At 51.5% G+C, this 14,357-nt stretch carries 12 protein-coding genes; 11 read left to right on the top strand and 1 reads right to left on the bottom strand.

All coding sequences use genetic code 11. The features are described 5' to 3' along the window. Positions 1-169: 169 nt before the first annotated feature. Complete coding sequence (locus Q1Q75_RS09585) at positions 170-1,042, bottom strand: radical SAM protein (RefSeq protein ID WP_300669899.1); 873 nt, start codon at positions 1,040-1,042, stop codon at positions 170-172. Between the two features lie 484 nt (positions 1,043-1,526). On the opposite strand from Q1Q75_RS09585, the gene htpG reads away from it, so the two are divergent. The 11 genes from htpG (at position 1,527) to Q1Q75_RS09530 (ending at position 14,102) form a co-directional block, all read left to right on the top strand. Next, positions 1,527-3,443 (top strand): molecular chaperone HtpG, encoded by a 1,917-nt coding sequence (gene htpG, locus Q1Q75_RS09580; RefSeq protein ID WP_300669795.1) that lies wholly within the window; start codon positions 1,527-1,529, stop codon positions 3,441-3,443. Between the two features lie 251 nt (positions 3,444-3,694). Beyond that, complete coding sequence (locus Q1Q75_RS09575; protein ID WP_300669793.1) at positions 3,695-4,375, top strand: transcriptional repressor; 681 nt, start codon at positions 3,695-3,697, stop codon at positions 4,373-4,375. Between the two features lie 73 nt (positions 4,376-4,448). Beyond that, positions 4,449-4,892 carry an SH3 domain-containing protein gene (locus tag Q1Q75_RS09570; RefSeq protein WP_300669791.1) on the top strand — a complete coding sequence of 148 codons (444 nt, stop codon included), beginning with the start codon at positions 4,449-4,451 and terminating at the stop codon, positions 4,890-4,892. Between the two features lie 61 nt (positions 4,893-4,953). Beyond that, a complete protein-coding gene (locus tag Q1Q75_RS09565) occupies positions 4,954-5,955 on the top strand; it encodes an adenosine kinase (protein WP_300669789.1) in 1,002 nt (333 codons plus the stop codon). Positions 5,956-5,996: 41 nt separating this feature from the next. Next, positions 5,997-6,680, top strand: a complete 684-nt coding sequence (locus Q1Q75_RS09560; RefSeq protein ID WP_300669787.1) for a tetratricopeptide repeat protein — start codon at positions 5,997-5,999, stop codon at positions 6,678-6,680. Between the two features lie 736 nt (positions 6,681-7,416). Further along, complete coding sequence (pilM, locus tag Q1Q75_RS09555) at positions 7,417-8,484, top strand: type IV pilus biogenesis protein PilM (protein ID WP_300669785.1); 1,068 nt, start codon at positions 7,417-7,419, stop codon at positions 8,482-8,484. Then, the gene (locus Q1Q75_RS09550) at positions 8,481-9,068 is read left to right on the top strand and encodes a PilN domain-containing protein (RefSeq protein WP_300669783.1); all 588 of its coding nucleotides are present in this window, start codon (positions 8,481-8,483) and stop codon (positions 9,066-9,068) included. The genes pilM and Q1Q75_RS09550 overlap by 4 nt, the downstream gene beginning before the upstream one ends. After that, positions 9,065-9,685: a type 4a pilus biogenesis protein PilO gene (locus Q1Q75_RS09545; RefSeq protein ID WP_300669781.1), complete on the top strand. Its 621-nt coding sequence runs from the start codon at positions 9,065-9,067 to the stop codon at positions 9,683-9,685. Before Q1Q75_RS09550 ends, Q1Q75_RS09545 begins: the two co-directional genes overlap by 4 nt. A 21-nt stretch (positions 9,686-9,706) precedes the next feature. Then, entirely contained in the window at positions 9,707-10,384 is a 678-nt protein-coding gene (locus Q1Q75_RS09540; RefSeq protein ID WP_300669779.1) for a pilus assembly protein PilP, read from the top strand. Position 10,385: 1 nt separating this feature from the next. Next, positions 10,386-12,719: a type IV pilus secretin PilQ gene (gene pilQ / locus Q1Q75_RS09535; protein WP_300669777.1), complete on the top strand. Its 2,334-nt coding sequence runs from the start codon at positions 10,386-10,388 to the stop codon at positions 12,717-12,719. A 102-nt stretch (positions 12,720-12,821) separates the two neighbouring features. After that, the gene (locus Q1Q75_RS09530) at positions 12,822-14,102 is read left to right on the top strand and encodes a hypothetical protein (protein WP_300669775.1); all 1,281 of its coding nucleotides are present in this window, start codon (positions 12,822-12,824) and stop codon (positions 14,100-14,102) included. The last annotated feature ends 255 nt before the right edge of the window (positions 14,103-14,357 follow it).

Here is a 14,357-nt window from a genome sequence, read left to right as displayed (position 1 = left end):
ATGCAATGCCCGGTAAAAATACGCAGAAACATTGAACCGAGATCTCCCGTTTGGAGGGATACCTCATCCACCGTGCACCGGTTTTCCGGCAGGCCTGGTTCGCTCGGATTCTTGGATGACCCACAGTCTGTACAGGGGTTCCCGGCCTTTGTCAAACCAAATCAATGGATTAGAGAGCGCGCAAGTGCTCTGGCTTTAAGGCCACCTTTCCGTCCAGGGCGCGGTTGATCAACGCAAGCGTCTCTTCCTTCTCCTCAGGCAGTTTGGCCCGTATGGGAAGGTAGTTGGAGGCGTGGTTTGAGTGAAAGAGGCCGTTGGTCATGTGGGTGGCCGCGATCATGGCGCCCAGCTCACGAAGCAGCTCGTCGGGTTCCAGCACCGGAAATTTTCCGGCGAGATGATCCTCGTACAGGGGCGTGCCCGGGGTGAGCATGAGGCTTAAGGCGCCCACGTACTCGGGATCAATGGCCGAGAGAACCCGCCCGGTTTCCCGGGCATGGATCATGGTCCGCTCACGTCCGGCGATGCCCAGAAGGACAGTGACGGAGAGGTGAATACCGGCCGAACGGATTTTTTTGCCCATGTCGATCATGCGGTCGGCATCCGCCCCTTTTTTGATGGCGGCAAGGGTGGTGTCGTCCCCGGTCTCAAGGCCCATGTAGGCGATGGACAGCCCCAGGCTTTTCAACTCCTTGAGCTCCTCCACGCTTTTTTTTGCGATACTTTTTGTGTTGGCGTAGGTGCCCACACGATCCACCCAGGGGAGCTGCTTCTTGATTTCATTGAGAATCTTCACCAGGCGTTTCTGGGGCAGAATGAGGGCGTCGCCGTCACAGAGGAAGAGGCGCCGGGTGTGGCGATGGTGCCTTGCCGCAAAGGCGAGGTCCTTCATGACCTGCTCGTCGCTTTTGATTTTGAAGATTTTTTTTTCTTTGTACATCTCGCAGAAGGTGCATTTATTGTGGGAACAGCCCACCGTCACCTGAAGCAGGATGCTGTACGCCTCCGAAGGGGGGCGAAAAATCATGCCTTCGTAATCCATGCCGTAGTCATTCATAGTTGTATCCGATCGGGTGAGGAAGAACGCCGTCCCGTAAAATAAAAAAAAGCGTTGCTTCGGTCGTCGTTGTGAACGCGGCGCAGAGAAAATGGATGAAAAAGGCCATGGCGGCATACCCGGTATGCCTGTTCAGGCCTCTCTATTTCTTTTGGAACCCCCAACAAAATCAACGGACTCGGGTCGGTTTGTATGGGAAGTTCAGGCGTCGGTTCGAATGATTACGCCACATTATCTTAGAATCGTGGGGTGGTGCAAGTCCTTTCAAGGGGATGGCGGGTCCGATATTTTTTTTGGCAGGGTCGCTTGACATCACGCAATTCTGCCTAAATTTTTATGTGGATTATATCTCTGCCGAAGGTGGAGGGGACATATTGGGTCTCTGCAGGGCGTGTCCGCCGTCAACGGCGGGTATTTTATTGCGGGTCCAGGGTAATTATATGAATACACACAGATGTGAGGAGAGACCATGAGCAAAGAGACGCGTCAGTTTGAGACGGAAGTTCAGCAACTGATGAATCTGATCGTTAACTCCCTTTATTCCAATCAGGAGATTTTTCTCCGGGAGCTGATTTCCAACGCGTCGGATGCCATCGACAAACTCCGTTTTGAAGCGCAGACCCACACGGAGCTGTTGGAAGGGGAGGGCGACCTCCATATTCGTATCGCCCCTGACAGTGAGAAGAAGGTTCTCGTTGTCTCTGACAATGGCATCGGCATGACCCGTGATGAGGTGGTGGCAAACCTCGGTACCATCGCCAAGAGCGGGACCGCTGCTTTTATGAAGGCCATGGAAGAGTCCAAGAAAACCGACGTGATCGCTCCGGAACTGATCGGTCAGTTTGGGGTGGGCTTTTACAGCGCTTTTATTGTGGCTGACAAGGTGGTTGTGGAAACCCGCAAGGCGGGTGAGGGCGAGGCCGTGCGTTGGGAGTCCGATGGTCTGGGCGCGTATACCATTGAAACCTGTTCTAAAAAAGAGCACGGGACCACCATCACCCTGTATCTCAAGGAAGAGGGGCTTGAGGAAGATTTCACCGAGGAGTGGGCCATTAAGCGTGTGGTGAAGCAGCACTCTGATTTCGTGGCGTACCCGGTGATCATGGACGTCGAAAAGACAGAGCCCCTTCCCGACGAAGAGATTATCAAGGATGGTGAGGGCAAGCCCATTGGCGAGACCACCAAGAAGGTCCGGGCGGATGAGACCCTGAACTCCATGAAGGCGATCTGGACTCAGTCCAAGAGCGAGGTAACCGACGAGGAGTATGACGAGTTCTATCGGCATATCAGCCACGATTGGAACGCGCCTCTGGATAAGATCCACATGAAGTTTGAGGGGACGACCGAGTACGACGCCCTTCTCTACGTGCCCGCCAAGGCACCCATGGACATGTACTACAGCGAGAAGAAGACGGGCATTCATCTGTATTGCAAGCGTGTGTTCATCATGGATGACTGCACGGAGCTGATGCCTGAATACTTAGGGTTTATCAAAGGGGTGGTGGACGCCTCCGACCTGAATCTTAACGTGAGCCGGGAGATCCTCCAGCAGGACCGTCTGGTTCGAAATATTCGTAAAAATCTCGTGAAGAAGGTCCTCGAGCTTTTTTCCAAGATGGAAAAAGAGACCTACGACGGTTTCTTTGACGAGTTCGGGGCCGCGATTAAGTCCGGTATCCCCATGGATCATGACAACCGTGAGAAGATCTCCAAGCTGATCCGATACAAGACCACGAAGTCTGAAGGGGCCTACGTCTCTTTTGATGAGTACGTGGCCAACATGAAAGAGGATCAGGAGTTTATTTATTACATCACCGGTGAAAATCTCGCCTCTCTTGCCGGCAGCCCCCACCTTGAGGCCTTGAAGGCCAAGGACTATGAAGTGCTGCTTATGAGTGACCCCGTGGACGAATGGGTGGTGCAGTCTCTTCCCGAATTTGATGGCAAGAAGCTGAAAAGTGCCGAAATGGGGGATCTTGACCTGACCGAGGTGGGCGACGACAAAAAAGACGCGTTCAAGAATTTCATGGAGTACCTGACGAAACAGTTGGATGAGGAGATCAAAGAGGTGAAACTCTCCAGTCGCCTTAAAGATTCTGTCTCCTGTCTCTCCGGGGACGCCCTGGGCATGAGCGCTTACATGGAAAAAATCATGAAGGCTTCCGGCCAGGAGATGCCCAAGCAGAAGCGGGTCTTGGAACTCAACGGCGACCATCCCCTCGTTGAGGCGGTGAAGAGCCTTTTTGAAAAAGATGCGGGCAATCCCGTGCTGCCCGATCATGCCCGGCTTCTTTATGATCTGGCCATCATCAGCGAGGGGGGACGTGTCGAAGATCCGGCCCTCTTTTCCCAGCGCGTGGGCGATTTGATGGCAAAGGCGCTGTAAGGGATCGAAACACGCCATGCCTTTCGTCTTTGATGGGGCGGTGAGGGGGGACGTTTCCTCCTGGTGTGGCGTGTTGGCAGGGTTTATAAAGGCTCGCTCTCCATGGGATGGAGGGCGGGCCTTTTTTTTAACCCACAAGCCACGGACCGGACGTGCCGGAGGGAGGCCGTTGAAAACAGCGCGGATCGCGTGTCTCGGCCGGTTGACATCTCCCAGGCACTGTACTATCCTCCGTGGCGGAGGCATAGATAATGACAATACAGATCCATGATCTTGAAAAACAGCAGTTTATCTCGCTTTTTAAAGGCGAGGGAATTGATAATATTGATGAACGGTTCATTGTTCTCGAAACCTTTTTAAAAACAGAAAAACACATCACCGCCGATGACCTGCATCGCCTTCTTGGTGACGAGGGACACACGGTGGACAGGGATTTCCTCAAGGAGACCCTTGAGTTGATGTGTCATTATGGCTTTGCCCAGGAACACCTGTTCGATAACGGGCCTGTTCTGTATGAGCATCGGCACCTGGGACATCATCATGATCACATGATCTGTACCCGGTGTGGTGACATCACGGAGTTCTCCGAGCCCGAGCTGGAGCGCTTGCAGGAGGGGATCGCCTCTCGACATGGGTTTCATATGCTGCAGCATCGCATGGACATCTATGGCATCTGCTCCGCCTGCCTGAAAAAAAGGGTGGCCCTGATGCCGCTTATGTTGGCCAAGCCTGGCGAAAAATTGATGATTCGTGAGTATCTGTGTGGTGAAAACCTTGAAGGGCGCTTGCTCTCCATGGGCCTTCGGCGAGGTGATGTGATTGAAGTCATCACCTGCCAGGGACGGGGCCAGTTTGTCATTGCCGTTGAGAATAAACGGTACATCCTGGGGCGAGGGATGGCGCAGAAAATAATGGTGGAGCCGATTCGTTGAACAGGACGGGGTGTGAGACGCGTCAGGCTGTGATTTTTGATGAATATTTCAAACCTCAGAGATGGAGAGAGGCATGAAAATTCGTGCGTTTATTCCTTTGGTGGCTGCTGTGCTGTTGGCGTTGCCCCAGTTTTGTCTGGCTGGGCAGCGGGTCAGTGTCAGTGTCGAATCCGCGAATGTGCGGACCGGCCCCGGAACCAAGTATGAAATTGTCTGGAAAGGGGTGGAAAAGCACTACCCGCTTCTCATTTTAGATCAAGCCGGATCCTGGTATTATGTCAAGGATTTTGAGAACGACACCGGCTGGATTTTTAAAAAACTGGTCAAGAAAACCCAGACTGTCATCACCAAAAAACAGAGATGCAATGTAAGAAAAGGGCCGGGTGCCAAGAAGCCCCTGGCCTTTGTGGTGGACAGCGGCGTTCCTTTCAAGGTGTTGACCCGAAAAGGAAACTGGATTCAGGTTCAGCACGCGGACGGTGACAAGGGGTGGATTTATAAATTTCTGGTGTGGTAGGTCGCACCTTTTTTCAAATGGCCCCCGTCCATAGAATTCGGTGGGTTCGCAGGAGTGGTTGATGATGTATGATAAGTTGAGCAGCGACAAGAGAGGCATTGTCGGGGTGGGGTCGGCGTTGATGGATCTCCTGGTGTTTGAGGACGACGCGTTTCTGAAAGGGATCAGCGATGTCAAAGGGGGGATGACCCTCGTTGACGCTTCTTTTGCTGACGGGGTGCTCGATAAGGTCACCTCGGAGGTGACGGTGGTACCCGGTGGGGCCGCGTGCAATACGATCGTCGGGGTGGGGCGCCTCAACGGCAGGGCCACCTTTGTGGGGAAACGCGGCCGGGACAGCTACGGGGACAGCTTTGAAAAAGATCTGGAAAAGAACGGCGTGACGCCGAATCTTGTGACCTCTGATACGTCGACGGGGCGTGTTCTGTCCATCATCACCCCGGACGCCCAGCGTTCCATGTTTACCTATCTGGGAGCGGCCTCTGAGCTCATTCCGGATGAGATTACCCCAGAAAAATTCAAAGATGCCGCGATTGTTCTTATCGAGGGATACCTGGTTTTTAATCAGGACCTGATGCGGAAAACCCTTCGCGCTGCGAAGGATGCCGGGGCCGCTGTTGCCATGGATCTGGCAAGCTTTACGGTGGTTGAAGAGGCCTTGGATTTTATCAAGGCTGAGGTGATCCCTTCCGTCGATATTTTGATTGCCAATGAGGATGAGGCCAGGGCGTTTACCGGGACGGCGGATGAGGCGACGGCCCTTTCTGCCATGAGCCAATGTGCCGATGTCGCGGTGCTGAAGCTCGGGGCCCGTGGGAGCCGCATTGCCGTTGGCGGTGTGGTGACGGAGATTGCCCCCGTCGTGGGCGTGGATATTGTGGATACCACCGGCGCTGGTGACCTTTGGGCCGCAGGCTTCCTTTACGGTCTGGTGATGGGCTATTCGGTTGATATATGCGGACGGATTGCGTCGGCGTGTGGGTACGAGGTGTGCCGTGTGACAGGGGCTGATATCCCTGAGGAGGGGTGGGCTCGCATCCAGGAGGCGCTGCCGCAGGCATAAGGGGATGGGGTTTCAATAGGATACGGAAAGGATGGTGTGAGATGCAGAAAGAGAGTCCGCAGGCGGTGACAGAGAAAGATCGCTTTGTTGTATTTTTCGAGAAAACGGTGGCTTTTGCCAAAGCAAACCGGACCCAGGTGAGCTTAGGCGTTGCCGGGGTCGTTCTTCTGCTGGCGATTGTTTCCGGAGTGGGTCTGTCTAACCAGAGAGCTTCTGGAGAAGCTTCTCTGGCGTTTCAGGCTTTGAAATCAGATTTCCAGGCCCTTGAAGCCAGCGAGGGGCGTGAGATGGCGAGAGCTCGATGGTTGGGCGAGGCTCCGGATGTCCTTAGAACCTTGAAGAGAGGGGCTTCCTCTTACGCCGCCGCGCTTCTCTGGTATGGTGGTCTTGCCTATGAAAACGGTGATTTTGAATTGGCCTCTGGCTGGTATGGAACGGCCGCCGGTTCCTTCCGTTCGGGCAGCTCCCTGCTTAATATTGCCTGGTGCGGTCAGGGCCAAGCTCTGGAGCAGCAGGGGAAATTGGCCGAGGCCGTCCCTTTGTATGAAAAAATTCGAAAGAGCGCGTTGTCTGTGAAGCGTGAAGAGGCGACCTTTCTTCTTGCCCGCATCAAAGAGTCCCAGGGTGATACTCCGGGCGCTGAGGTGTTGTACCGTGATCTTGCGGAGAGCGACTCGGCCTCTGTGTATAAAAAACTGGCAGCAGATAAAGTCGCAGGGTTGTAAGGGCCGGTCTTCGCTTCGTGCGATGACGCTTCCGAGGGAAGGTCATCGCATGTTTCGTGTGGGTGCGCATGGTTGATATCTGTTGGTTTTTTGAGATATCATGGATCTTTCCGGCCCTTTTCCTGAATTTCATGATTCATTTTGCCTGATCCCAAAAAGTCTTGACAGACTCATGGATCCACGGCTAACCTGTTAAGACATATTATTTTTTATTCTCCATTCAGGCTTGATCTCTCTATCCCCCCGAGAGGAGTGTCCTGTAAAATTGAGCCTCGCTTTCAGCGGGATGAATCGCTGTTTTTCGTGCATGTTTCCCCTTTACCGCTTGTATATATGTCCGTCGTGTTGCTCATCAAGAGTCGACAAGAACGCCCCCTTTTTTTGTCTCTATTGAGGGTCTGGCAACCTGAGAAAGAAAAAAAGACTGTTCATGAATACAATATCTTGAGAACCTTTACCGCGGGGGTACAAGATATGTTAGTCATCCGAGCGGGTTATATATTTCTCTTGACTTCATAGTAGCAATACTTGAATATATGTAACTGAAATTAAACAAAGCCATCAACAGTGATTCGCTTCGAAGGGGGGCTTTGTTTATCTTGAATTATTTGCGAAAATTTGAGAATAAAAGAGTGCTGTTAGTCGGCGTGGTCTTCTCATGGAATATGATGTGCCCTGCGGGGTTCAATACATTATGCATTAAGTCCATCAATCCCATTCCTGTAAGGATGTACTTATGATATTTGGCAAGAAAGATCAGCTCATCGGACTTGATATCGGTTCCAGCACCATCAAGGTTGCTGAGGTGACGGAGACGAAAAACGGGTATGCGCTGAAACGCTTTGGCCTTTACGACATGCCCTATGGTGCCATTGAAGAAGGGGTGATACGAGACCCTGAAGAAGTGGCTGAAACCATCCGTGAAGCCCTCCGTGCTCATAATATCAAAACCCCCAACGCCGCCATTTCCATTGGGGGCTATTCCGTTGTTGTAAAAAAAATTAACGTGCAGTCCATGACGGAAGAGGCCCTGCAGTCCACCATCCATTTTGAAGCCGAGCAGTATATCCCTTTTGATATCAGTGACGTGAATCTCGATTTTCAGATTCTGGGTGAAAGTGAGCACAACCCGAATCAGATGAGTGTGCTTCTCGTGGCCGCCAAAAAGGAGATGATTGCTGATTATGTCAATGTTTTGGAAATGGCGGGTCTTGCCTCCTGTATTGTGGATGTGGACGCCTTCGCCCTTCAGAATATCTATGAACTCGGATATATGGGTCCTGAAACCACGGGCGAGGAGTTTGTGGCGCTTATTGATGTGGGGGCCAGCAAAACATCACTCAATATTCTCCGGGGGCGGGCGTCGTTGTTCATGAGAGATGTCTCCCTTGGATGCGGCCAGATAAACCAGAAAATCTCTACCCTGCTGGATTGTTCGGCAGATGAGGCCGAAGAGATCAAGCTCAACAACAACGGAGAGCGTATCTCTAACGATGAACTCAAAGATATAGAGACGGCTGTGATTGCAGACTGGTGTACGGAGATCAGCCGCGCGCTCGACTTTTTTTATTCCACCTATCCTGAAGAGAGAATTCAGAAAATTCTCATCAGTGGCGGTGGGGGTAATATCACCGATTTTAAGAAGATGCTGGCATTAAGAACGTCCACAGAGGTTGAGACCATCGATCCCTTTAAGGCTATGGATTTAGGGGATGGTCGCATTGACGATGACTATCTCAAGCAGATGGCTCCTCAGGCCGCCATTTGCATGGGGCTTGCGATAAGGAAAGTGAACGACAAATGATACGAATCAACTTACTCCCTTTTCGAGATGCTCGAACGAAAGAGAATGTCCGACGTCAAGTGACGATCTTTCTTCTTCTGATCCTTTTAATTGTTGTGGGAATGGGCGGGTTCTCTCTGAGCGTGAGTGCCAAGGTTGATGAGTACAGGCAGAAGGTTAGTGACACCCAGGCCGAACTGAACAAGTTCAAGAAGAAGGCCAAAGAGGTGGACGCCATCAACAAGAAGAATAAGATGCTTCAGAAGAAAATCGATATCATTGAAACCCTCCAAGTGGTTCGCAAAACGCCCGTCAGGGTCCTTGGGGCCATGACAGAGCTGGTGATTCCGGACCGTATGTGGATTCGGAATTACGATGAAGTGGGGAACAATGTGACCCTTAAGGGGGCGGCTCTGGATGAGATTACCGTGGCTGATTTTACACGGAAGCTTGAAATGTCGGAGTATTTTTCCAGTGCCAGTCTGCGGTTTTTGAAGCGGGGAGCCTCGGAGAAGAACGTGCCCATGAAGAACTTTGAGATCGTGTGTACCCGGGCCAAGTTGAAACAAAAATCCACCAACGCAACCGGTATGAAGGTAAAATGATGAACAAGTCCTCAGTGTTTCAATCGATGGACCCCTTGTTCAAAAGGGTTGAAGAACTTGACAAGATACAGAGAATCGCGATTTGTGTGATCACCTGCATTGCTCTGATCGGGTCTGTCTTCTACTTTTCCATCCTGCCTAAATACGAAGAAATCAATCAGCAGAAGCAGACACTCCAATCCTTGGGGACTCAATTGGATATTGCGAGGAAGAAAGCAGGTCGACTTGCCGCCTTGCAGCGGGAGTGGAAGATGAAGGAGGCGGAGTTCAGGAAAGTGATGCGAGCTCTTCCCGAAAAGAAAGAGATTCCTTCCCTTCTGACGAGCATCTCGCAATCCGGGCAGGACACAGGTTTGGAGTTTATTTTGTTTCAGCCCCAGAAAGAGGTCAATAAAGAATTTTATGGGGAAATTCCCGTCAGACTTGAAATGAAAGGCAATTTTCATAATACGGTGATGTTTTTTGATAAAGTGACCGGTTTAAATCGTATTGTGAATATACGGGATATTAAAATAGGTGGATATAAAGAGGGCAAGATTACAGCCAAGTGTACGGCTGTAACCTACAAATTTATCGAGAAGAAAGCGGCCCCGTCGGGTAAAAAAGCCAAGAAATAATAAAACAAAAGATCGAGAGCCATGTCAAAAAAGATCATTACATCGATAGTGACGATAGCCTTTCTTGCAGGGCCATTCTTTTCGGGATGTGACACGGCCGATGAGGCCACCCGGTCCCAGGATCCTGTGAAGACCTTTAAGGTGTCCAAGAAAGAGACAGAGGCCGAAGATGCGAAGCCTCAGCCCGACCTGGTCGGGCCGACACCCATTGTGATTCCCGCTGTCGGTGAGGTGCCGCTCGGGGAACCGGAGGCAGCACAGCCTGAAGTGCTCTCTGAAAAGGCCTCTGATGAGATGCTTTATGGGAAAAGCAGCTATGACCCTGCCGGGCGGGTAGACCCCTTTGAACCTCTGTATGCCAAGGGTAGAGGCGGTACCTCCGTTGTGACCGGTGATTCTCGGCCGACAGTGCGGCAGAGCAGGATTTCCCGATTAACCCCCCTTGAAAAGCTGGATATTGGTCAGCTCAAGCTTGTGGGGATTGTCAGCATGTCCGGCCGAAGCATGGCGATGGTCCAAGAGACCGGCGGCAAGGGCTATGTGGTTCGTAAAGGGACCTATATGGGAGTCAACTCGGGACAGGTTGTGGAAATCGCAAGGGATCGGTTGGTGATTGAAGAGGAAGTTGAAAATTTCCTTGGAAAAATAGTGGTTCGGACACGGGAACTTAAACTTCAGAAACCTCTTGGAGAAGAATAATATGTTTGACAAGACCTTAATGTTGCGCAGGCAGGCAGCTGCAGTCGTGCTCTTTTTTTCTCTTGCGGCGTTGACGGCAGGGTGTGCATCCGACCAGGGCATCGTCAAGCCTGTGGTCGACTCGCCATCGCCTTCTGTCATGGCTGAACGGGTCATTACGGATGTGACAACCCGTGTGGAGTCCGGTGAGGTAATTGTCTCCATTCAGGGCAGTGCCATGCTCACCTATGCCTCGATACCTCAGTCTCTTCCTCCGGGAGTGGTTCTTCATTTTCCCGATGCGGCTTTTGAAGAAACGGCGGTTCAGCCTGCGGTAGAAAATGCTGTGATCGACGCGATTAAGGTTTCCAGCCAAGGCAATGCGACACAACTTAAGATTCTTCTTAAAGAAGAGTCGGAGTATGAAGTGGTGCGAAGCGGCAACGGATTGAAGGTGATCTTTTTGTCTTCAGCCGTATCAAATCCGCAGGTCGCTGGTGTTCTGGGGGATATCCCGGCAGAAGCGTCCATGATGGAAAGAACCGTTGAATCTGAAGAGACGGTCACCGCGGCACCTCGTGAGGTCTCTCCTGTAGCGGTGGGACCCGCCACGGTCAGTCAGATTGATTTTACGAGCACCCAGAGCGGTGCTTCCACGGTTTTAATCGGAACCACAGGGCCGGTGGCTTACACGGTCAGCAAAAAGGATGAGACCACCCTTTATCTCAAGCTTGCTGAAACAACCCTGCCTGATTCACGGAAACGCCCCATCATTACCACACGCTTCAACAGTGCTGTAAACCGAATATTGCCGGTTCAAACCGAGACCTTGGGTGGCGACACCCTTTTTATTATTGAACTCAGAGATGCGGTGCCCTATCTGGTGACCCAGAGCGGCAGCCAGATCGAAGTGAGTATCGATCCTTCCAGCATTCCTCCTCTTAAAGAGGACCAGGCCAAGCTTCCGACCTGGAAGAAGGCGATCACAGAGGCTGAGGTGATGGTCGTCCCCGCTGCTGAGGCGGAGAGTGTCGTCGCCGTGGTTGCCGAGCCTGATCTACTCCCAGCGGTGGAATCGACGGAACCGGTTATCTCTGTCGGGAAATCCAAGAGCTACAGCGGCGAAAAAATTGCCGTAGATTTTTTTGAGACCGATATTAAGAATGTGTTCCGTATTATCCGTGCCATCAGTGGGGAGAACTTTGCCATTGATAAAGATGTGACAGGGCAGGTGACCATGACGCTTCAGAACCCGGTTCCATGGGATCAGATTCTGGACCTGGTGCTGAAGATGAACCTGCTGGGGTCTGTGAAAGAAAACGGCATTACCCGTATCGCTACCCTGAAGAATTTGAAGGATGAGGAGAAGGCCCGCCTTCAATACATCGCTTCCCAGCAATTTTCCAAAGAGATCCAAAAGGCCCTCGCGCCTGCGAGTACGGAGTATATCCTGATCAGCTACTCCAATGCCGAAACGGATATCAAGCCCCACATTGAGCGAATTTTGACCCAGGGCCGGGGCAGTGTCAGTGTAGACACCCGAACCAACCAGCTGATTATTACAGACACTGCGGAGAAAGTCGCCAAAGCACGTGAAATCGTGGCCCAGATCGATCGAATCACCCCCCAGGTAATCATCGAGGCTCGAATTGTAGAAGCCTCGTCCAACTTTACCCGCGCTTTTGGAGTGACATGGAATGCCAACACCAAAGATTTTCCGAAGTTGGGTGAGGGGAATTACAAGCAAAGTCTCGGGGGCACCTATGGGTACGGTGTGGCCATGGACTACGGCGTGGACACCAACAACAGTATCGGGATCAACTTCTCCCGGCTCACCGGTTCTACCCTGATTTTGGACGCCAAGCTCACAGCCCTTGAAACCAAGGGCACCGGTAAAATCGTCTCCTCTCCGAAGATTCTCACCCTCGACAACAAGAAGGCCACCATCAAGCAGGGGGTTGAAATTCCCTATCAGACGGTCGAAGACGGGGATGTGGACGTTCAGTTCAAAAAAGTGGAGCTCAGGCTTGAGGTGACGCCCCATGTGACGGCAGACAATCGTGTGGCCCTTCAGGTTATGATTGATAAGAACGATGTGGGAAGCATCACCGACGGGATCCCGGGCCTCACCACCAAAGGGGTGGAGACCGAGCTCATCATGAACGATGGCGAGACCATCGTCATCGGTGGCATCATCAAGTCCAATAAGACCTTTGCCGAGTCTGCCTACCCTGTGCTTTCGCAAATTCCCGTGTTGGGCTGGCTCTTTAAGAACCGCACGCGAACTGAAGAGAAGCAGGAACTGCTGGTCTTCCTGACGCCGCGGGTGGTGAAGATGGATGAATTGAAGATTTAAGCAATCATTAAAAATCCCTTGCATGAGGTTCCTGCAAGGGATTTTTTTGTGGGTAATGTGGTCGACCCCCTTTAATCATTTCGACAAAGGTGATGACGGAATATGAAAAGACAAACCCTGATCGGAGTAAGACCGATTGTCATGAAGACCCTTTTTGCGGTCCTTTTTCTTGGGCTGGTGCTGGTTGTCAACGGGTGCGGGAGCGACGATGCTCCGTCCTCCAGCGGTGGTGTAGTGGATTCAGGTGATGGGGGCACGGATACCGGCGATAAGGATGACGGCGATAAGGATGACGGCGGTGGGACCAGCGCGACTGGTGGGATGCCCAGCGAATGGATGACCGGTGTAGGGGTTGAAAAGGGGAGTTATCCCTATTTAAACCGTATTGGCGAGAAAATGGAGTTTAGTGTCTATTTTAAGGACCGGTATGGTGTTTATTCTGACTTGGTTCACAAAGATAATGTTCATTTTAGAGCGGAAGACGGGGCGGCAACCATTGAATCGGTGACGGTTGAGAATGGCATTGCCACAGCGGTACTCCGGTCCCATGATGGCGGGTATCTTAAAGGCGCGGGTGCCTGGGAGGCGACTATTCCGGCGGAGATACCTGCTTATCTATGGTGGAGCGGTGATAACCCCTTAGGAGTCCCCAGTCGCGGGCGGGTTTCGGTTCTTTGGTACACCCGTGGCGAAGAGTGGTTCACCGAGAAAGAAGGGGCGAATCATAACGACAGTTATGATTCGGGTGAGCTTTTTGTAGATACTGAGGATGATCCCTATCTTGACGAGAATGAGAATGGAAAATGGGATCCTGAAGAAGTTTGGGATGACAAGAATAGCAATGGAATCTTCGATGCTGGTGATACCTATACCGACACCAATGGAAATGGCGCCTTGGACTGGGGCGAGTATTTTAAAGATGCCAATGAAAATAATCAACGGGACAGTTTTAATAAAACGTGGGATGCGGATAAGCTCATTTTTGGAAATGTGACTTTTATCCTGACAGGGGACCAGCCTTATATCGCATGGGACAAGACGAATAAGACGATTGCTAATGGTGGCTCGGGATCGGTCAATGTGATTGTTTGCGATCACAATTTCAACCATCTTCCTGCGGGTGCCTCCATTGCGTTTTCTGCAAAAGATAGCGCGGGTAAAGAGGTGACCGTTTATCCTAAGAAAATTACTATACCTGATAATGCGGGTGCATATGGAAAAAACGCAGCTGACCAGGTTGAAATTATAACCTACGCCGTGACGCTTACCAATTCAATTACTGAGCCAGAGGCCCCTGGGGATGTGATGATTACCGTCAAGGCTAGTGGGGATGGTCTGCAGGAGACAGAAGCCACGTTCAGTGGTGTTGTTACGTTTGATTAAATAGCGCGGTTGAAAAAATATCAGGGGTGCCGGCGGTGAGGTCGGCACCCCTTTTTTTGTCCAATAACACCGAGTGACACTCCTATTGGTAAGGGCAAAAATGACGTCGTGGTATCCTGAAAATGGGATAAAGCGCACACCTTAAGCCAAAAAACCACTCTCATTTGCGTTATTCAATTGAAAAATCAAGCTTTTTTCCCTTGCTTTTTGAGGTGTATGCATTGTATAATACGTACACTTTAAAGGGGGTTATAT

It is taken from the genome of Desulfoluna sp. (assembly GCF_030145185.1).
GTDB lineage: Bacteria > Desulfobacterota > Desulfobacteria > Desulfobacterales > Desulfolunaceae > Desulfoluna.
The sequence above is the reverse complement of the archived record's forward strand: the minus strand, read 5'-3'. Positions and strand labels throughout refer to the sequence as shown.

Coding starts and splice junctions, on each gene's coding strand:
- Q1Q75_RS09585 (WP_300669899.1), bottom strand. CDS start 1,042: ATGGATTACGAAGGCATGATTTTTCGCCCCCCTTCGGAGGCGTACAGC.
- htpG (WP_300669795.1), top strand. CDS start 1,527: ATGAGCAAAGAGACGCGTCAGTTTGAGACGGAAGTTCAGCAACTGATG.
- Q1Q75_RS09575 (WP_300669793.1), top strand. CDS start 3,695: ATGACAATACAGATCCATGATCTTGAAAAACAGCAGTTTATCTCGCTT.
- Q1Q75_RS09570 (WP_300669791.1), top strand. CDS start 4,449: ATGAAAATTCGTGCGTTTATTCCTTTGGTGGCTGCTGTGCTGTTGGCG.
- Q1Q75_RS09565 (WP_300669789.1), top strand. CDS start 4,954: ATGATGTATGATAAGTTGAGCAGCGACAAGAGAGGCATTGTCGGGGTG.
- Q1Q75_RS09560 (WP_300669787.1), top strand. CDS start 5,997: ATGCAGAAAGAGAGTCCGCAGGCGGTGACAGAGAAAGATCGCTTTGTT.
- pilM (WP_300669785.1), top strand. CDS start 7,417: ATGATATTTGGCAAGAAAGATCAGCTCATCGGACTTGATATCGGTTCC.
- Q1Q75_RS09550 (WP_300669783.1), top strand. CDS start 8,481: ATGATACGAATCAACTTACTCCCTTTTCGAGATGCTCGAACGAAAGAG.
- Q1Q75_RS09545 (WP_300669781.1), top strand. CDS start 9,065: ATGATGAACAAGTCCTCAGTGTTTCAATCGATGGACCCCTTGTTCAAA.
- Q1Q75_RS09540 (WP_300669779.1), top strand. CDS start 9,707: ATGTCAAAAAAGATCATTACATCGATAGTGACGATAGCCTTTCTTGCA.
- pilQ (WP_300669777.1), top strand. CDS start 10,386: ATGTTTGACAAGACCTTAATGTTGCGCAGGCAGGCAGCTGCAGTCGTG.
- Q1Q75_RS09530 (WP_300669775.1), top strand. CDS start 12,822: ATGAAAAGACAAACCCTGATCGGAGTAAGACCGATTGTCATGAAGACC.